This is a genomic window from Caldovatus aquaticus, assembly GCF_019458025.1.
GTDB lineage: Bacteria > Pseudomonadota > Alphaproteobacteria > Acetobacterales > Acetobacteraceae > Caldovatus > Caldovatus aquaticus.
On sequence record NZ_JAHZUY010000010.1, the window covers coordinates 1 to 17,543 of the forward strand.

Genomic DNA, 17,543 nt, shown 5'->3' on the forward strand with positions numbered 1-17,543 from the left:
CGGGCGCCGTGCCGGTGGTCGCGGCGGGGCGGCTCCTGCACCGGTTCGGCGAGCCGGGCGAGGCCGGACCCCTCCGCGGCCTCACCTTCGCCGCCCGGCCGGGCGCGCGGGTGGTCAGCCCCTGCGCCGGCCGCGTGCTGTTCGGCGGGCCCTTCCGCTCCTACGGGCAGGTGCTGATTGTGCAATGCGGCCGGGGCACCCATCTCGTGCTGGCCGGCCTTGCCCGGCTGGACGTCGAGCCCGGCGCCCGGGTGCTGGCCGGCGAGCCGGTCGGGGTTCTGGGCGGCGGCGGCGTGGACGGCGAGGGCGGCCGCCTCTATCTCGAACTGCGCCGCGACGGGCGGCCGGTGGACCCGCTGCCCTGGCTGGCGGCGGGGGGCGACGGGTGACGCCGGGGAGCGGGGGCGGGCGCCAGGGCGCGCTGCGGCCGTTCCGGGCGGGGACCGGGATCCGCCCGGCTGCGTATCACTACTGCGCTGCCGGGCGGAGGTTGTGGCATAGTGCATAATGATGGCGCCGGGCCCGCCGGACCGGGGGGCGGGCCGCGCAGCGAGGAGTGCATGCGCGCATGAGGAAGGCTCGAGCGGCTGCCGCGGTCACGGCGGCGTTTGCCGCAGGGGTGGTGGTGGGCCCGCTGGTCGCCGCCTGGGCGCAGGAGCGCAGCGGGCTGAACGAGACCTACAAGCTGCTCGGCCTGTTCGGCGAGGTCTTCGAGCGCGTGCGCGCCGATTACGTCGAGCCGATCAACGACCGCGAGGCGATCGAGAACGCGATCAACGGGATGCTGACCGGGCTCGACCCGCATTCGAGCTACCTGAACGCGCGGACCTACCGCGACATGCAGGTGCAGACGCGCGGCGAGTTCGGCGGCCTCGGCATCGAGGTCACGCAGGAGAACGGCTACATCAAGGTCATCTCGCCGATCGACGACACGCCGGCGGCGCGGGCCGGCATCCGCGCCGGCGACGTCATCACCCACCTCAACGGCACCACCGTGCAGGGCCTGACCCTGCAGGAGGCGGTCGAGCAGATGCGCGGCGAGCGCGGCACCTCGATCCGCCTCACCATCCGCCGCGAGGGCGCCGAGCGGCCGATCGAGTTGACCATCGTCCGCGACGTGATCCGCCCGCAGGTGGTGAAGTACCGCTTGGAGGGCAACGACATCGCTTATATCCGCCTCTCCAGCTTCAACGAGCAGACCGAGACGCGGCTGCGCGAGGCGATGACGCGGATGCGCCAGCAGGCCGGCGGCAACCTGCGCGGCGTGGTGCTCGACCTGCGCAACAACCCGGGCGGGCTGCTCGACCAGGCGGTGCAGGTGGCCGACGACTTCCTCGAGCAGGGCGAGATCGTCTCCACCCGCGCCCGGCGCCCGGAGGGCGCGCAGCGCTGGAACGCCAAGCCCGGCGACATCGCGCAGGGCCTGCCGATGGTGGTGCTGATCAACGCCGGCAGCGCCAGCGCCTCCGAGATCGTCGCCGGAGCGCTGCAGGATCACCGCCGGGCGATCCTCCTCGGCGTCAAGTCCTTCGGCAAGGGCAGCGTGCAGACGGTGATGCCGCTCCCCGAAAACAACGGCGCCATCCGGCTGACCACGGCGCGCTACTACACGCCCTCCGGCCGCTCGATCCAGGCCACCGGCATCGAGCCCGACATCGAGGTCCACGCCAACCGGGACCAGGCCGCGGCCGGCATCCCGCGCGAGCGCGAGGCGGACCTGCGCCGCGCCTTGCGCCGCGAGGGCGCGGTGCAGCAGCCCCAGGCCGCGCCGTCGCTGCCGCCGCTGAACCTGCCGCCCGGCCTGGTCGAGCGGGTGGCGCGGCTTCCGCCCGAGGGCGCGCCGGCCTTCGACCCGACCAAGCCCGAGACCGACCACCAGCTGCAGCAGGCGCTGCAACTGCTGCGCGGCCTCGCGGCGGCGCAGCCCCAGTCGGCGCAGCGCCGCGCGGCGCGCTAGAGCCGTTTCCGCTCGGCCGTGCGCGCGGCAACGGCCCCGGCGCGTTGTCTGCCGGGCGGATGCACGCTCCTGGCGGTTTCCGGCCGTCCGCGATCCGCTCCGGGGCCGGCCTCGGGCGTCCGGGCGCGCGCCGACGGCGCCGTCGCGCCGCCCGCCGTGGGCTCCGGTGACGCGCCGCCTGCGGAGCGGCGGGTCCGGTGCGACGGACGGCGCGCTCGCGCCTCCCGCGGGGACCGGCCGGGGACGCGAACGGGCGTCCGGAGCGCGAACGCGATGCCATGTGGGAGTTCCGGCTTCCGGCCGAGGGAGGCACGCCGATGATCGCCCCGGCGCCGCGCCGGCGGGCAGGAGGGTGGCGGGCGCTCGGCTGGTTCTGGGCGATCGTGGCCCTGGCCGTCCTCGGGCTCGTCGGCGGGCTGGCCTGGCTTGGGCCGCCGGCCGGCGAACCGGCGGTGGCGAGCCGGGGCGCCGCGGGCGGTTCGCCTGCGTTCGCGCCGGCCGGGGAGCGCCACGACAATGGCGCCTCGCCGGCGGGGCGGGCGGAAACCGGCCCCCGCGCACCGGCGCCGCGCGCGGCGGTTCCGGCTGCGGACCTCGCCGGCGGCGCGGCCCCGGCGGCTGCCGGCCCGGAGGCGGGCTCGCCGCCGGCACCGGGCCGCGAGAGCCCCGCCGGGGGCGGAGCCGTGGCGGTGCCCGCCGCGGCGACGGCCGGCGCGGCCGCACCGGTTACGGCGCCGCCGGCGCCGGAGCCTCCGCCGCTCGCCGCCCTCGCGGCTGCCCCCGCGGGAGGGAGGGGGGAACCGCCCCGGGGCCCGATGCTGGCGGGGTCCGGGCCGCGTCCGATCCCGCCTCCCGATCCCGCCCTGCTCGAGGAGCGCCCGGGCGGCGTCCGGCTGCCGCGGATCGCGCCGGACGGACGGACCGCGTTCCGCGCCTACGCCCAGGCCGGCTTCGACCGGGCCGACACCCGCCCGCGCGTGGCCGTCGTGCTGGCCGGCATCGGCCTCTCGGCGAGCGACACGGGGGAGGCGATCCGGCGCCTGCCCCCGGCCGTCACCCTGGCGCTGAATCCCTATGCGCCGCGGCTCGATCCGGTGGCGGAGCGGGCGCGGGAACGCGGCATGGAGACGCTGGTCGCCGTGCCGATGGAATCGGCCGGCTATCCCCTGGCCGATCCGGGCGACAAGGCGCTGCTCACCGGCCTCTCCCTCGCCGAGAACCTGAACCGCCTGGACTGGGCGCTGGCCCGCGCCGCCGGCTATGTCGGGGTGCTGGGCGGGCTCGGCCCGCTGCGCGGCGAGCGCTTCGCCCAGCTCGCCGACCTGCTCGGCCCGGTGCAGGATGTGCTGTGCGCGCGCGGGCTGCTCTATGTGGACTCCCGCCCCGGCGCGCCGCACCCGGCGCGCGCCTGGGGCCGCGCCGTGGACGTCGTGCTGGACGAGCCCGCGACGCGCGGGGAGATCGAGCGCCGCCTCGCCGAGCTCGAGCGCCTGGCGCGCGAGAACGGCAGCGCCCTCGGGCTCGCGGGCGACCCGGCGCCGGTGGTGGTCGAGCGGCTGGCCGCCTGGGCGGCGGGCCTGGAGGCGCGCGGCCTGGTGCTGGCGCCCCTGACAGCGGTGATCCGCCGCCCCGAGCGCGCCCGCTGCGCCGGCGGAGGGCCGCCGGTGGCCGCCGGGTTCCCGGTCCCGGCGCCGGCTCCGCCGCCTGCCTCTCCGTCCCCCCGCTGAGGAGCCGGCCGGCCGTGTCCGATCTGCCCTATCGCGACAATGTCGGCGCGGTGCTGTTCAACCGTGACGGCCTCGTCTTCGTCGCGCGCCGCGCCGACCTGCCGAACGCCGAGGGCGCCGCCGGCGGCTGGCAACTGCCGCAGGGCGGCATGGACCCCGGCGAGGATCCGCGCGCGGCGGTGCTGCGCGAGCTGGCCGAGGAGATCGGCACCGACAAGGTGGAGATCCTCGCCGAGCACGACGCCTGGCTGACCTACGACCTGCCGCCGGAGCTGATCGGCAAGGCGCTCGGCGGCCGCTACCGCGGCCAGCGGCAGCGCTGGTTCGCGCTGCGCTTCCTCGGCGAGGATTCGGACATCCGGCTCGACGCCGATCCGCATCCGGAATTCGACGCCTGGCGCTGGGTGCGGCTCGAGGAGCTGCCCGCGCTGGCGGTGCCCTTCAAGCGCCCGATCTACGAGGAGCTGGTGCGCGCCTTCGCCTGCTTCGCGGCGCGCTAGCGCGGCGCCTGCGGCACCGTACGCGGCGGATCGCGACCATGGCCTCGCGGCAGCGGCTCCTCCTCGTCTGCGGCCTCGGCTACGCCGGCATGGCGGTCGCCCGGGAGGCGACGGCGCGCGGCTGGAGGGTGGCCGGCACCGTGCGCGATCCGCACGCGGCGCGCCGCGGCGCGCCGGAGGGCGTCCGCGTGGTCGCCTTCGGCGCAGCGGCGCCGGCCTTCGCGGCGGCGACGCATCTCCTGGTGACGGCGCCGCCCGGGGAGGCGGGCGATCCGGTGATCGCGGCGCACCGCGCGGCGATCCTGGCGGCGCCGCGGCTCCGCTGGATCGGCTATCTCTCCACCACCGGCGTCTATGGCGATCGCGGCGGCGGGGAGGTGGACGAAGCGACGCCGCCCGCGCCGGCGCAGCCGCGCAGCCGCCGCCGCCTCGCCGCCGAGGAGGCGTGGCGGGCGCTGGCGGCGGAGGCGCCGGGCCGTCCGGCGCTCGACCTGTTCCGCACCGGCGGCATCTACGGGCCCGGACGCTCCGTCTTCGCGGCGCTGCGCGCCGGCACGGCGCGGCGCATCGTGAAGCCGGGCCATGCCTTCGCCCGCATCCACCGCGACGATCTCGCGCGGGCGGTGGCGGCGGCGGCCGGGCAGCCGGCGGAGCCCGGGCGCGTGCGCGTGCTCCACCTGGTGGACGACGAGCCGGCGGAGAACGCGGCGGTCGTCGAGGAGGCGGCGCGGCTGCTCGGCCTGCCGCCGCCCCCCGCGGTGCCCTTTGCCGAGGCCGCGCCCGGCATGTCGCCGGAGGCGTTGAGCTTCTGGGCGGAGAACCGGCGCGTCGCCAACGCCCGCACCAAGGCGGCGCTCGGCCTCGCCTGGCGGTATCCGGGCTACCGGGAGGGGCTGCGCGCGATCCTCGCCGCGGAGGCGGTCGCGGACGGCGGAGAACCGGCCGGGCGCGCGGATCGGCCCTAGCGCCGTTTCCGCCCGACCGTGCGCGCGGCAACGGCTCCGGCGCGGTGTCTGCCGGGCGGATTCACGCTCCCGGCTGTTCCGGCCGTCCGCGATCCGCTCTAGCCGCCGAGGTCGGCGAGCAGCGCATCCAGGGTGCGGGTCAGCAGCGCGAGGTCCTGCGGCCGCGACAGGCGGTGATCGCCGTCCTTGACCAGGATGACGTGCACGTCCGGCGACGCGAGCGCCTCCGCCGTGCGCAGCGAGAGGCGCCAGTCCACGTCCGGGTCCTGCTGCCCGTGCAGCAGCCGCGCCGGACCGGCAAGCGGGATCGGCGCGTTCAGCACCAGGCGGCGGTTGCCGTCCTCGATCAGCGCGCGGGTGATCGGGGTCGGCTCGCCGTAGGCGCTCGGCAGGCGGACGATGCCGTCGCGCGCGAGTGCCGCCCGCTGCTCCGGCGTCATGCGGCGCTCCGGCAGCTCGGCGGTGAAGTCGGGCGCGGCGGCGACGCCGACCAGCCCGGCGACGCGCTCCGGCCAGCGGCGCGCGAGCAGCAGCGCGATCCAGCCGCCCATCGAGGAGCCGACCAGGACCTGCGGGCCTTCGGTGAGCCGCTCGATCAGAAGCGCGGCGTCGTCGGTCCAGATCCCGACGGTGCCGTCCTCGAACCGCCCCCCGCTCGCGCCGTGGCCGGAGTAGTCGAGGCGCAGATAGGCCTGGCCGCGCGCGGCGCAGAAGGCGGCCAGCGCCTCCGCCTTCTGCCCGGTCATGTCGGAGCGGAAGCCGCCGAGGAACACCACGCCGGGGCCGCGTCCCGGCAGGCGCCGCCAGGCGAGGGGCACGCCGTCGGCGCGCGCGAGGGTGCCGCTCTCCTCGCGCGTCATCGGTGCACGCTCCGCGGCAGGCCGCGGCGGGCGAGGCTCGCGAACAGCGCGCCGGCGCCGAAGGTCCAGGGCGGGCACTCGTCGGTGCGGTCCACCTCGTTGACCAGCGCGCCGAGCCTCGGGCTGCGGATGGTGACCACGTCGCCCTCCCTGTGCGTGAAGCCCATGCCCGGCGCGCCGCGGTCCTTCACCGGAGAGAAGGGCGTGCCGAGGAAGAGCACCACGCCGTCCGGATACTGGTGGTGCGGGCCGATGAGCTGGGCCACGAGCTCGACGGGATCGCGGCTGATCGCGCCGACCTCGCCGGTCTCCTCCAGCCGGAAGCCGTCCCGTCCCTCGATGGCGAGGGTGAGGGTGGCGCGGCGCACATCCTCCAGCGTGAAGGACCCGTCGAACAGGCGGATCATCGGGCCGAGGGCGCAGGAGGCGTTGTTGTCCTTCGCCCGGCCGAGCAGCAGCGCCGAGCGCCCCTCCACGTCGCGCAGGTTCACGTCGTTGCCGAGCGTGGCGCCGACGATGCGCCCGCGCGCGTTCACCACCAAGACCGCCTCGGGCTCCGGGTTGTTCCAGGCGCTCATCGGGTGCACGCCGACCTTGGCGCCGAGGCCGACCGCGGCCATGGGCGGGCATTTGGTGAAGATCTCGGCATCGGGGCCGATGCCGACCTCGAGGTACTGGCTCCACCAGCCCTTGGCGACCAGCGCCTCCTTCACCCGCATCGCCTCCGGGCTGCCGGGGCGGAGGCTGGCGAGGTCGTCGCCGATGATGGCCTGCACCTCCGCGCGCACCGCCGCGGCGCGCGCGGCGTCGCCGCGGCAGCGTTCCTCGATGACGCGCTCCAGCATCGAACGGACGTAGGTGACGCCGGAGGCCTTCACCGCCGCGAGGTCCACCGGCGCGAGCAGCCAGGGCGCGCCGGCGCGGCGCGCGTCGTGGGCGGAGTTCGCGATCAGCCCGGCGAGGTCGAGGGCGAGCGGCTCGCCGCGCGCGCGGATGGCGGCCACGGCGTCCTCCTCCTCCAGCCAGCGGCTGACGGTGCCGAAGGCGGGGGTCAGGTCGAAGGCCTCCCCGCCGGCGAGGCCGAGGACGACCGGGCCCGCCTCGGTCATGATGCGCGCGGCGTAGCTGCCCTGCGGCCAGTCCTCCGGCAGGATCGCGGTGGGGTCGAGCCGCATGCGGCGGATCCTCCTGCTGCTGGGTCGGTCGGCCCGCAGGCTGCCGGGGCCGCCGCCCGCTGCCAAGGGCCCGCGGCGCCGCTCCGCGCGCGCGGCGCCGCGCGGCGCGGGCGACGGGTTCAGGCGGAGCCCGCGCTCCCTTCGGCCATTGCCGCGCGATCCGGCGGCGCGGTCGGCTGCCGCGCGGCGGGGGGCGGCGGCACCGGCGCGCGGTCCGGCCCGGGCGCCGCAGGCGCCTGGTCCGGCGTCGCGGCGGCGGCGAGCGGCGCGGTGATGGCGCAGCGCAGCCCCTCGCGCGCGAAGTCGAGGCGCACCGTGCCGCGCAGCTCCATCGCGAGGCCGCGCTCGAGCAGCCGCGTCCCGAAGCCGCGCCGCGCCGGCGGCCCGGGCAGGGGAGGTCCGCCGCTCTCCTCCCAGTGCAGCGTCAGGACCGGCGCCTCGCCGCCGCCCTTCCGGCCGGCGCCGGCGCGCGCCGACGCCGGCGGCGCCACGGTCCAGCGCACCGCGACGCGCCCCTGGGGGACCGAGAGCGCGCCGTGCCGCGCCGCGTTCGTCGCCAGCTCGTGCAGCGCCATCGCGATCGGGATCGCGCTGCGCGGCGAGAGCCGGACCGGCGGCCCGGCGATCGTCACGCGCGGGTGGTCCGCTCCCCTCGCCTGCGGGCCGCCGGCGTGCGGCGCGAGCGCGCGCGCCGCGAGCTCGGCGAGGTCGGCGCCCGACCACCCCTCCCGCGTCAGCAGCTCGTGCGAGCGGGCGAGGGCGAGCAGGCGCGCCTCGAAGGCGGCGCGGGCGGTCTCGGCCGCGGGCACCTCGCCGGGCGGCCAGCGCAGCGTCTGGGCGGCGATGGACTGCACCGCGGCGAGGGTGTTCTTCACCCGGTGGTTCAGCTCGCCCGCGACCAGGCGCAGATGCTCCTCGGCGCGGCGGCGCTCGGTGATGTCGGCGACGACGCCGAGATACTTCACCCGTCCGTCCGGCCCGCGATGCGGGGCGCCGGTGGCCTCCAGCCAGCGCACCTCGCCGTCGCCGGCGCGGCGGATGCGGCATTCGGCGCGGAACGGCGCCGCTTCGGCGAGGGCGCGGCGGAAGGCCGCCTCCACCTTCGCGCGATCCTCCGGCACCACGTGGCGGAGCAGCCGCCGGTAGCTCCATTCCGCCGGCGGCTGCGCGTAGCCGAACAGCGCGTCGTGCTGCGGCGAGCGTTCCACGGCGCCGCTGCGCGGGTCCATCTCCCACGCGCCGAGGCCGCCGGCCTCGAGCGCGAGCGAGAGCCGCGCCTCCTTCTCGGCGAGGGCGGCGGCGGCGCGGTCGCGCTGCTCCGCCGCTTCCGCCACGCGGTCGAGCGCGGCGGCGAGGCGGGCGAACTCCGGCGGCGGCGCGGCCAGCGCCGCCCCGGCGCGCGCGCCGTACTCGCCGGCGGCCCAGCGCTGCGCCGTCTGCTGCAGCGCCCGCAGCGGGGCGAGCACGAAGCGCTGCGCCCCAAGCCCGGCCGCGGCCAGCGAGGCGGTGAGGCCGAGCAGGAGCAGCAGCGCCCAGCGCCATCCCACCTCGGCGACGGCGGCGAGGGCGCCGGCGGCGTCGAGCGAGACGGCGAGGTACAGCCGGCCCTGGGCACCCACCACCTCGGGCGCCAGGGCATGGAGCCGGGGCGTCCCGTCGGGTCCGGGGCCGTCGCGCAGCAGGGCGCGGTGATCGGGGGCGCGCGGGCCGCGCCGGAAGGCTTCGCCCGGGCCGCCCGCGCCGGCGGCCGCGCCCTGCCCGGCGCCGGCATCGTCGGCCCGCAGCGCCGCCAGCAGGGAGGCCAGCGTCTCGGCGACCCTCGTGCCGGCGGGGGGCGGCGCGATGTCGTCGCTCCGGCCCTGGGCGGCGATCAGCCGCAGGACCGGCTGGCCGTCGTGGTCGAGCAGGAAGAGTTCCGCTCCCGGCGGCAGGCCGATCGGCCGGAGCTGCGTCGCGATCCAGGGCAGCCCGAGGGCCGCGGCGACGACGCCCGCCGGCGGCGCGCCCTCCTCCGCCGCCCCGCCGACGGGCAGGGCCATGCGCAGCGCGAGGATGCGGGAGGTGTCGCCCGGACCGCGCGCCTCCGGCCCGAAGCCGGCGAGGACGAAGCCGCCCGCGGCGAGCACGGCGCGCACGTCGAGGTCCATGCCGCCGCCGGGGCGGTCCGCGCCGCGCTCCTCCGGGCCCGCGTCCGTCGTGTCGCACAGCACGCGGCCGTCGCGGTCCAGGACGGCGAAACGGATCCGCTCGGGCAGGCGCTGGCCCAGGGTGTGCAGCCGCAGGGCGCAGGCGCGGGCGTCGCCGGCGCGGATCGCGCCCGATTCGGCCAGCATGAGCAGCGTCTGGCGCGTGCCTTCGATGATGCGCTCGAGCCGGGCCGCGCCGTCCTCCGCGATGCGCCGGGCCTGGTCGCGGGCCGCCTCGGCGTGCTGCGCACGCAGCGCCGCCACCGCGCCGACGAGCAGCAGCACCGCCGGCACCAGGGCGAAGCCGACGAGCAGATACAGGCGCTGGAGGAGGGTGAGAGAACGGCGCTGGCGCGACACGCGGCGTATCTAGCCGAGCGCACCCGCCCGCCGGCCCTTCCCCGCCGCCGGGCAGTCTCACAATCCGGTGATCCGCTCGGCGAGGGGCGGCGCCGCGCCAGGGGAGGGCGACTGTCTAGACCGCCCCGGCCAGGATGATACAAGGCGGCGCGAAGCATCCATACACCCTGGGCGGAGTATCCTGCATGCCGGAGGCGGCGAATTCGGGCGACAGTTGCGACGTGATCGTCGTGGGGGCGGGCAACGCCGCGCTCTGCGCCGCGCTCTCCGCGCAGGAGCAGGGGGCGCGCGTGGTCGTGCTGGAGCGCGCGCCGGAGGAGGAATCGGGCGGCAATTCGCGCTTCACCGCCGGGGCGATCCGGGTCGCCTACCGCGGCGTGGACGACCTGCGCGAGCTGATGCCCGACCTGACCGAGGCCGAGATCGCGCAGACCGACTTCGGCACCTACACCGAGGACCAGTTCTTCGACGACATGTTCCGGGTCACGCGCAACCGCACCGACCCGGTGCTGTGCGAGATCCTGGTGCGGCGCAGCTTCGAGACGCTGAAGTGGCTGCGCGGCAAGGGCGTGCGCTTCCAGCCGATCTGGGGCCGGCAGGCCTTCAAGGTGGACGGCAAGTTCAAGTTCTGGGGCGGACTGACCGTCGAGGCCTGGGGCGGCGGCCCCGGGCTGGTCCAGGCCGAGACCGAGGCGTGCCGGAAGCGCGGGGTCGAGATCCGCTACCGCAGCCGGGCGGTGAAGCTGCTGACCGACGGCTTCCGCGTCCAGGGCGTGCAGGTGCGCACGCCGGGGCGGTTCTACGAGCTGCGGGCGCCGGCGGTGATCCTCGCCTCCGGCGGGTTCCAGGCGGATGCGGAGTGGCGCACCCGCTATCTCGGGCCGGGCTGGGAGCTCGCCAAGGTGCGCGGCACCCGCTTCAACACCGGCGACGGCATCCGCATGGCGCTCGAGATCGGCGCCTCGCCCTTCGGCAACTGGTCCGGCTGCCACGCCGTGCAGTGGGACTTCAACGCGCCGGAGTTCGGCGACCTCGCGGTCGGGGATGCGTTCCAGAAGCACTCCTATCCGTGGGGCGTGCTGATCAACGCCAACGGGCGGCGCTTCCTCGACGAGGGCGCGGACTTCCGCAACTACACCTACGCCAAGTACGGGCGCGTGGTGCTGGAGCAGCCGGGCAACTTCGCCTGGCAGATCTTCGACAGGAAGGTGCTGCACCTCCTGCGCGACGAGTACCGCATCAAGCAGGTGACCAAGGTGCGCGCCGATACGCTCGAGGAACTCGCGCAGAAGCTTGAGGGCGTGGACGCGCAGGCGTTCCTCGAGGAGATCCGCCGCTACAACGCCGCGGTGCGCACCGACATCCCGTTCAACCCGAACGTCAAGGACGGCCGGCGCACCGAGGGGCTCGAGATCAACAAGTCCAACTGGGCGAACACCATCGACGAGCCGCCCTTCGAGGCCTACCAGGTCGGCTGCGGCATCACCTTCACCTTCGGCGGGCTGCGCATCGACCCGGAGACGCGCGTGCTGGACCAGGACCAGGAGCCGATCCCCGGCCTCTATGCGTGCGGCGAGCTGGTCGGCGGCATCTTCTACTTCAACTACCCGGGCGGCTCCGGGCTGATCAACGGCGCGGTGTTCGGCAAGATCGCCGGCGCGACGGCGGTGGCCGACCTGCGGCGGAACGCGTAGCGCGGCCCTGCGGCGGGCGGGCCGGTCGTGCGGCGCGGCGACGGGCGCGCCGCCGCGCCCCGGCTTGCGCCCACCCCCCGCACCGGTAAGCTGCGCCACCGCAGCGCAGCGCAGCGAGGAGGAGGGGACGCCGGCGCATGAGCATCAAGGGCAAGGCCTACATCATGGGGGCCTACGAGCACCCGACGCGGCTGGCGAAGGACAAGTCCGTCGCCCAGCTGCACGCGGAATGCGCGCTCGGCGCGCTCGCCGACGCCGGGCTCAGCAAGGAGGACGTGGACGGCTACTTCTGCGCCGGCGACGCCCCCGGGCTCGGCCCGCTGGCGATGGCGGACTACATGAACTTGAAGCTCCGCCATCTCGATTCCACCGATCTCGGCGGCTGCTCCTACATCGCCCATGTCGCGCACGCGGCGCAGGCGATCGCAATGGGCAAGTGCCGGGTGGCGCTGATCACGCTGGCCGGGCGGCCGCGCAGCGAGGGCCATTCCGGCGCGGTGCCGCGCATGCGCGGCGCCGATGCGCCGGACACGCAGTGGGAGTTCCCGCTCGGCGTCGCCACCATCAACGCCTACGCCATGTGCGCCGCGCGCCACATGTACCAGTTCGGCACCACGCCGGAGCAGCTCGCCTGGGTGAAGGTCGCGGCCTCGCACCATGCGCAGCACAACCCGCACGCCATGCTGCGCGAGGTGGTGACGGTCGAGGACGTGCTGAACTCGCCGGTCATCGCCACGCCGCTGCACCGGCTCGACTGCTGCGTCGTCTCCGACGGCGGCGGCGCGCTGGTGGTGGTGGCGCCGGAGATCGCGAAGTCCCTCAACCGGCCGCGGGTGAAGGTGATCGGCGCCGGCGAGTCGATGAAGGGCCAGATGGGCGGCGAGGTGGACCTGACCTACTCCGCCGGCGTGCGCTCCGGCCCCGCGGCCTTCGCCGAGGCGGGGGTGAAGCCCGCCGACATCAAGTACGCCTCGATCTACGACAGCTTCACCATCACGGTGGTGATCCAGCTCGAGGACCTCGGCTTCTGCGAGAAGGGCCAGGGCGGCAGGTTCGTCGCCGACGGCAACCTGATCTCCGGCGTCGGCAGGCTGCCCTTCAACACCGACGGCGGCGGGCTCTGCAACAACCACCCGGCGAACCGCGGCGGCATCACCAAGGTGATCGAGGCCGTCCGCCAGCTCCGCGGCGAGGCGCATCCCGCGGTGCAGGTGAAGAACTGCGACCTGGCGCTGGCGCACGGCACCGGCGGGCTGCTCGGCAGCCGCCACGGCGCGGCGACGCTGATCATGGAGCGGGAGTGAGAGAGATGGCCGAGCGCAAGATTCCCGCCCCGGGGATCAACCCGGAGACCGAGCCCTTCTGGGCCGCGGCGCGCGAGGGCCGGTTCCTCGTCAAGGGCTGCGCCGCCTGCGGCAAGAACCACTGGTACCCGCGCGCCATCTGCCCGTTCTGCTTCAGCGACCGGACGGAGTGGCGGCCGGCCTCGGGCCGGGGCGTGATCTACAGCGTGAGCGTGATGAAGCGCGCGCCGGAGCCCTACGCCATCGCCTATGTCACGCTCGAGGAAGGGCCGACGATGATGACCAACATCGTCGACTGCGACCTCGACGCGCTGCGGATCGGCCAGCCGGTCAGGCTGGTGTTCAAGCCGACCGAGGGCGGCGGCCCGCCCTTCCCGATGTTCACCCCGGCCTGAGGGCGCGCGCCGGCCTTCAGGCCGGCCGGCGCTTGCGCGGCGCGTAGCCGCCGTCGCGGCGCTCGGGCGCGCGCCCGAAGGGGGGGCGCGCCGGGCCGCGCGGCCTGGGCAGCGGCTCCAGCGGCTCGATGCGGATGCCCTCGTCGTGGCTGTCCGGCCGGCGCAGCGCGGCGGCGAAGCGGGCCGCGGCGTGCGGGGCGATCTCGAAGCGCGTCTCGCGGTCCATGACGCGGATCGCGCCGACCTCCTGGCGCGTGACGTGGCCGCGGCGGCAGAGGAAGGGCAGCAGCCAGCGCGGGTCGGCGTTGGCGTTGCGCCCGACGCTCATGCGGAACCACACGCCGCCGCCCTCGCCGCGGCGCGGCGGCGGGCCGGGGCGGCGCTCCTCCCCCCGCGGCGCCGGCGCGGGAAGCGCCTCCTGCAGCTCCTCCGGCGCCGGCAGGCGCGCGCGGTGCAGCCGGATCAGCGCGGCCGCGATCTCCTCCGGGCGGCGCTGGGCGAGCAGGGCGCGCGCCGCCGCCAGGTCCTCCTCGGCGAGCCCGTCCTCCGGCGGCAGCGCCTCCTGCACCAGCCGCTCCTGGTCGCGGGCGCGGATCGCCTCGGCCGAGGGGGCGCCGGACCAGCTCGCCTCGATGCGCGCCGCGGCGAGGAGGCGTTCCGCCATGCGCCGGCGGTTGAAGGGCACGACCAGGACGGAGATGCCCTTGCGCCCCGCCCGCCCGGTGCGGCCGCTCCGGTGCAGCAGCGTCTCGCGGTCGCGCGGCAGGTCGGCGTGGATGACGAGGCCGAGATCCGGCAGGTCGATCCCGCGCGCCGCCACGTCGGTGGCGACGCACACCCGCGCCCGGCCGTCGCGCAGCGCCTGCAGCGCGCGGTTGCGCTCGGCCTGGGACAGCTCGCCCGAGAGCGCGACGACGGCGAAGCCGCGCTCCAGCAGGTTGCCGTGCAGCCGCGCCACCGCCTCGCGCGTCTGGCAGAAGACGAGCGCGCCGCGCGCCTCGTACCAGCGCAGCAGGTTGACCACCGCCTTCTCGGTCTCGTGCGGCGCGCAGAGGACGACGCGGTACTCGATGTCGCGGTGCGGCTCGCTCTCGGCGCCGACCGCGATGCGCAGCGCGTCGCGCTGGTAGCGGCGCGCGAGCTGCGCGATCTCGCGCGGGATGGTGGCGGAGAACATGAGCGTCCGCCGCTCCGCCGGCAGGGCGTCGAGGATCGCCTCCAGCTCCTCGCGGAAGCCGAGGTCGAGCATCTCGTCCGCCTCGTCGAGCACGACCGCGCGGATGGCGCTCGGGTCGAGGTTCTGGCGGTCGAGGTGGTCGCGCAGCCGCCCCGGCGTGCCGACGACGATGTGCGCGCCGCGCGCCAGCTCGCGCTGCTCGCGGCGGATGTCCATGCCGCCGACGCAGGAGACCACGCGCGCGCCGGTGCGCGCGTAGAGCCAGGTCAGCTCGCGCTGGACCTGCAGCGCCAGCTCGCGCGTCGGCGCGATGACGAGCGCGAGCGGCGCGCCCGGCGGGCCGAAGCGCTCCGCGCCACCCGGCAGCAGGGTCGGCGCGAGGGCGAGGCCGAAGGCGACGGTCTTGCCGGAGCCGGTCTGGGCGGAGACGAGCAGGTCGCGCCCCTCGGCCTCCGGCGCCAGCACGGCGGCCTGCACCGGCGTCGGCTCGGTGTAGCCGCGCTCGGCGAGGGCGCGGAGGAGCTGGGGATGGGCGTTGTCCGGAAAAGGCATGGAGCGCGGGACCGGGCCGGGGGAGCCGGGGTGTGCCAAGACGGGAGGCGCAACGCAACCGCAGTCGCTGCGTCGCAGCCCCGGGCCCGGCGCAGCCCGGCACGCCGCGCACGGGCGGAGCGCCGAGAGCGGCGCGGCGCCGCGTGCGGCGGGCGGGGCCGCCGGTGCGGCCCGTCGCGCCTTCCGCCGCGGCGGGCCGGCCCCGGCCCGAGGGCGCGCCGCCCGCCCGTCCTCGTCCGTCAGGGCGGCGTGCCGGACGGGGTGCGCCCGGCGCACCGGCCTCGTGCCGCGGCCGGGCGTCTAGGACATGCCGGTCGGAGCCGGGGCCGCACGGGAGCGGATCCGCGCGATGCCGCCGGGGGCGCGAGCGCGGCGGGACCGTCCCGGCGGTCCGGCTCGCGGCGCCCGGTCGCCGGGAGGGGCCCGCCGCGCCGGTTTCCCGCTGGCCTCGCGAGTCGCGGCGGCGTAGCCTCGCCGCACGCGCCGGGACCGGCCGCGGGCGCGGGGAGGAGGGGCCGCAAAGGCCCGCCGGAACACCAGGACCGAGGGACCGGCCGCGGGCGCGGGGGAGGGGCGAGCCATGGGCGAGATCCGCCGCGTCAAGGGCTGCTGTCCGCTCGATTGCCAGGACACCTGCGCCTGGGTGGCCGAGGTCGAGGACGGCCGGGTCGTCGCGGTGCGGGGCGCCAGGGACCATCCCTTCACCCGCGGCGTGCTCTGCGCCAAGGTCAACGACTACGAGGCGCGCACCTACGCGCCCGACCGGCTGCTGCACCCGCTGCGGCGCGCCGGCCCCAAGGGCTCGGGCCGCTTCGAGCGCATCTCCTGGGACGAGGCCGTGGCGACGATCGCCGCCCGCTTCGGGGAGATCGCCGCCCGGCACGGTCCCGAGGCGCTGCTGCCGCACCGCTATCTCGGCTCGATGGGCGTCGTGCAGCGGCGCGCCCCGATGCGCCTGTTCCACGCCCTCGGCGCGAGCCGGCTCGCCGGCGGCATCTGCAGCGTCGCCGCCCAGGCGGTGGCGGGGGAGGGCTTCCCGCTCGGCTTCGATCCCGAGGACATGGCCGAGAGCCGCCTGGTCCTGCTCTGGGGCCTCAACCTCCTCACCACCTGCCATCACCACTGGCACTTCGTGCAGGAGGCGCGCCGGCGCCACGGCGCGCGCGTCGTCTGCCTCGATCCGGTCCGCACCCGCACCGCACGCCAGTGCGACGAGCATGTCGCGCTCCGGCCCGGCTCCGACGCGGCCCTCGCGGCCGGCATGGCGCGGGTCATGCTGGAGGAGGGGCTGGCGGACCTCGACTACGCGCGCGCGGCCTGCGCCGATCTCGACGCCTTCGCCGCGCTGGTCGCGCCCTGGACGCCGGAACGCACCGCGGAGGCGTGCGGCGTCGCGGCGGAGACCGTGCTGCGCCTCGCGCGCGAATTCGCTGCCGCGCGGCCGGCGGTGATCCGGGCCGGCGTCGGGCCGCAGCAGAGCGCGCAGGGCGAGGCGGTGGTGCGCCTGTGGCACGCGCTCGCCATCCTGGGCGGCCATTGGCGTCATCGCGGCGGCGGCGTCCTCGTCATCGCCACGCCGGGCCTCGAGGACATGCGGGCCGACCGCGCCGACCTGATCCCCGCCGGCGCCTCGCCGCGCGCCCTCGACATGGCGCGGCTCGGCGCGATCCTGACCGACCCCGCTCCGGACCCGCCGGTGAAGGGCCTGATGGTGTGGGGCACGAACCCGGCCGTGGTGCAGCCCGATGCCGGGCGGGTGCGCCGGGGCCTGGCGCGGGAGGACCTGTTCACCGTCGTCCTCGAGCACTTCCTCACCGACACCGCGCGCTACGCCGACATCGTGCTGCCCTCCACGACGCAGCTCGAGCACTTCGACATCCTCGGCGCCTGGGGGCACCAGTACATCACGGTCAACCTGCCGGCGATCGCGCCGCTCGGCGAGGCGAAGTCGCATGGCGAGGTGATGCGCCTGCTGGCGCGTCGCATGGGCCTCGGCCATCCGGCCATGCGCGAGAGCGACGAGGAGATCGCCGCCTCGGCGCTGCCGCCGGGGGTGAGCCTCGAGGCGCTGCGGGAGGCGGGCTGGGTGAAGAGGCACAAGCCGCCGCCGCGCCTGGAGGGCGCGGGGCTGCGGCTCGTGCGGGGCGACGCCGTGCCGCTGCCGGCCGCGCCGCCCGCGGCCGGGATGCTGCGGCTGCTGACGCCGAAGGCGCATTTCTTCCTGAACTCGAGCTTCGCCAACCAGCCGCGCCAGCAGCGGGCGGAGGGCCGTCCGACGCTGCACATGGCGCCCGCCGACGCCGCCGCGCGCGGCCTGGGCGACGGCGAGGCGGTGCGGCTGCGCAACGCGCAGGGCGCGATCGGGGCGACGTTGCGGGTCAGCGACGCGGTGCCCGCCGGCGTCGTCGTCCTGCCGGGGAAGTGGTGGAGCCCGCCCGAGGAGGAGGGCGCCGTCGCGAACCTGCTCTGTCCCCCCGCCTGGTCGCCGGGCGGGCAGCCTGCCTACAACGACGTCTTCGTCGAGGTGATCGGCGCCGCCGCCGCACCGCCGGCCGGCGCGCCGCGCGGAGCGTCGCCCTGACGCGTGTCCGCCTCCCTGGCGGCGGCGCCCTCGCCACGGCGGGGGGGCTCGAGGTCCCGCTGGTCGGCCGCCGGCTCGGGCTGCGCGCGCCGGCGCCGATCGCGGAGCGT

At 76.8% G+C, this 17,543-nt stretch carries 13 protein-coding genes; 9 read left to right on the forward strand and 4 right to left on the reverse strand.

The window, feature by feature from the left end; all coding sequences use genetic code 11:
• The 5 genes from K1J50_RS05955 to K1J50_RS05975 all read left to right on the forward strand — a co-directional run.
• Window positions 1-389 (forward strand): murein hydrolase activator EnvC family protein (locus K1J50_RS05955; RefSeq protein WP_220116687.1); only part of this gene is annotated, 389 nt, incomplete at its 5' end.
• Window positions 390-568: 179 nt separating this feature from the next.
• Window positions 569-1,957: a S41 family peptidase gene (locus tag K1J50_RS05960; protein ID WP_220116688.1), complete on the forward strand. Its 1,389-nt coding sequence runs from the start codon at window positions 569-571 to the stop codon at window positions 1,955-1,957.
• A gap of 815 nt (window positions 1,958-2,772) precedes the next feature.
• A complete protein-coding gene (locus K1J50_RS05965; RefSeq protein ID WP_220116690.1) occupies window positions 2,773-3,684 on the forward strand; it encodes a divergent polysaccharide deacetylase family protein in 912 nt (303 codons plus the stop codon).
• Window positions 3,685-3,698: 14 nt separating this feature from the next.
• A complete protein-coding gene (locus K1J50_RS05970) occupies window positions 3,699-4,184 on the forward strand; it encodes an RNA pyrophosphohydrolase (protein ID WP_220116692.1) in 486 nt (161 codons plus the stop codon).
• Between the two features lie 38 nt (window positions 4,185-4,222).
• Window positions 4,223-5,149, forward strand: coding sequence for a Rossmann-fold NAD(P)-binding domain-containing protein (locus K1J50_RS05975; protein WP_220116694.1), 927 nt, complete (start codon window positions 4,223-4,225; stop codon window positions 5,147-5,149).
• 98 nt (window positions 5,150-5,247) lie between these two features.
• Here K1J50_RS05975 and K1J50_RS05980 read toward each other — a convergent pair whose 3' ends face one another.
• From K1J50_RS05980 to K1J50_RS19420, 3 genes are all read right to left on the reverse strand, one after another.
• Window positions 5,248-6,009 (reverse strand): alpha/beta fold hydrolase, encoded by a 762-nt coding sequence (locus tag K1J50_RS05980; protein WP_220116696.1) that lies wholly within the window; start codon window positions 6,007-6,009, stop codon window positions 5,248-5,250.
• Window positions 6,006-7,184, reverse strand: coding sequence for a fumarylacetoacetate hydrolase family protein (locus K1J50_RS05985; protein WP_220116698.1), 1,179 nt, complete (start codon window positions 7,182-7,184; stop codon window positions 6,006-6,008). Before K1J50_RS05985 ends, K1J50_RS05980 begins: the two co-directional genes overlap by 4 nt.
• A gap of 119 nt (window positions 7,185-7,303) precedes the next feature.
• Window positions 7,304-9,730, reverse strand: coding sequence for a sensor histidine kinase (locus tag K1J50_RS19420; RefSeq protein WP_220116699.1), 2,427 nt, complete (start codon window positions 9,728-9,730; stop codon window positions 7,304-7,306).
• 185 nt (window positions 9,731-9,915) lie between these two features.
• Here K1J50_RS19420 and tcuA point away from each other — a divergent pair, with 185 nt between their 5' ends.
• The 3 genes from tcuA to K1J50_RS06005 all read left to right on the forward strand — a co-directional run bounded on the left by tcuA (window position 9,916) and on the right by K1J50_RS06005 (window position 13,123).
• Entirely contained in the window at window positions 9,916-11,424 is a 1,509-nt protein-coding gene (tcuA, locus tag K1J50_RS05995) for an FAD-dependent tricarballylate dehydrogenase TcuA (RefSeq protein WP_220116700.1), read from the forward strand.
• 137 nt (window positions 11,425-11,561) lie between these two features.
• Window positions 11,562-12,728: a thiolase domain-containing protein gene (locus tag K1J50_RS06000; protein WP_220116701.1), complete on the forward strand. Its 1,167-nt coding sequence runs from the start codon at window positions 11,562-11,564 to the stop codon at window positions 12,726-12,728.
• 5 nt (window positions 12,729-12,733) lie between these two features.
• Window positions 12,734-13,123, forward strand: coding sequence for a Zn-ribbon domain-containing OB-fold protein (locus K1J50_RS06005; RefSeq protein WP_220116702.1), 390 nt, complete (start codon window positions 12,734-12,736; stop codon window positions 13,121-13,123).
• Window positions 13,124-13,139: 16 nt separating this feature from the next.
• Here the strand turns inward: K1J50_RS06005 and K1J50_RS06010 are convergent, their stop codons facing one another.
• Complete coding sequence (locus K1J50_RS06010) at window positions 13,140-14,852, reverse strand: DEAD/DEAH box helicase (RefSeq protein ID WP_220116703.1); 1,713 nt, start codon at window positions 14,850-14,852, stop codon at window positions 13,140-13,142.
• A 580-nt stretch (window positions 14,853-15,432) separates the two neighbouring features.
• Between K1J50_RS06010 and K1J50_RS06015 the strand changes: the two genes are divergently transcribed.
• On the forward strand, window positions 15,433-17,433 hold the full coding sequence (locus K1J50_RS06015; protein ID WP_220116705.1) for a molybdopterin-containing oxidoreductase family protein: 2,001 nt from the start codon (window positions 15,433-15,435) through the stop codon (window positions 17,431-17,433).
• The last annotated feature ends 110 nt before the right edge of the window (window positions 17,434-17,543 follow it).

Excerpts from the sequence above, each read along its gene's own strand:
- K1J50_RS06005 (WP_220116702.1), top strand. The coding sequence starts at position 12,734 with ATGGCCGAGCGCAAGATTCCCGCCCCGGGGATCAACCCGGAGACCGAG.
- K1J50_RS06010 (WP_220116703.1), bottom strand. The coding sequence starts at position 14,852 with ATGCCTTTTCCGGACAACGCCCATCCCCAGCTCCTCCGCGCCCTCGCC.
- K1J50_RS05975 (WP_220116694.1), top strand. The coding sequence starts at position 4,223 with ATGGCCTCGCGGCAGCGGCTCCTCCTCGTCTGCGGCCTCGGCTACGCC.
- K1J50_RS05960 (WP_220116688.1), top strand. The coding sequence starts at position 569 with ATGAGGAAGGCTCGAGCGGCTGCCGCGGTCACGGCGGCGTTTGCCGCA.
- tcuA (WP_220116700.1), top strand. The coding sequence starts at position 9,916 with ATGCCGGAGGCGGCGAATTCGGGCGACAGTTGCGACGTGATCGTCGTG.
- K1J50_RS05985 (WP_220116698.1), bottom strand. The coding sequence starts at position 7,184 with ATGCGGCTCGACCCCACCGCGATCCTGCCGGAGGACTGGCCGCAGGGC.
- K1J50_RS06015 (WP_220116705.1), top strand. The coding sequence starts at position 15,433 with ATGGGCGAGATCCGCCGCGTCAAGGGCTGCTGTCCGCTCGATTGCCAG.
- K1J50_RS05980 (WP_220116696.1), bottom strand. The coding sequence starts at position 6,009 with ATGACGCGCGAGGAGAGCGGCACCCTCGCGCGCGCCGACGGCGTGCCC.
- K1J50_RS05965 (WP_220116690.1), top strand. The coding sequence starts at position 2,773 with ATGCTGGCGGGGTCCGGGCCGCGTCCGATCCCGCCTCCCGATCCCGCC.
- K1J50_RS06000 (WP_220116701.1), top strand. The coding sequence starts at position 11,562 with ATGAGCATCAAGGGCAAGGCCTACATCATGGGGGCCTACGAGCACCCG.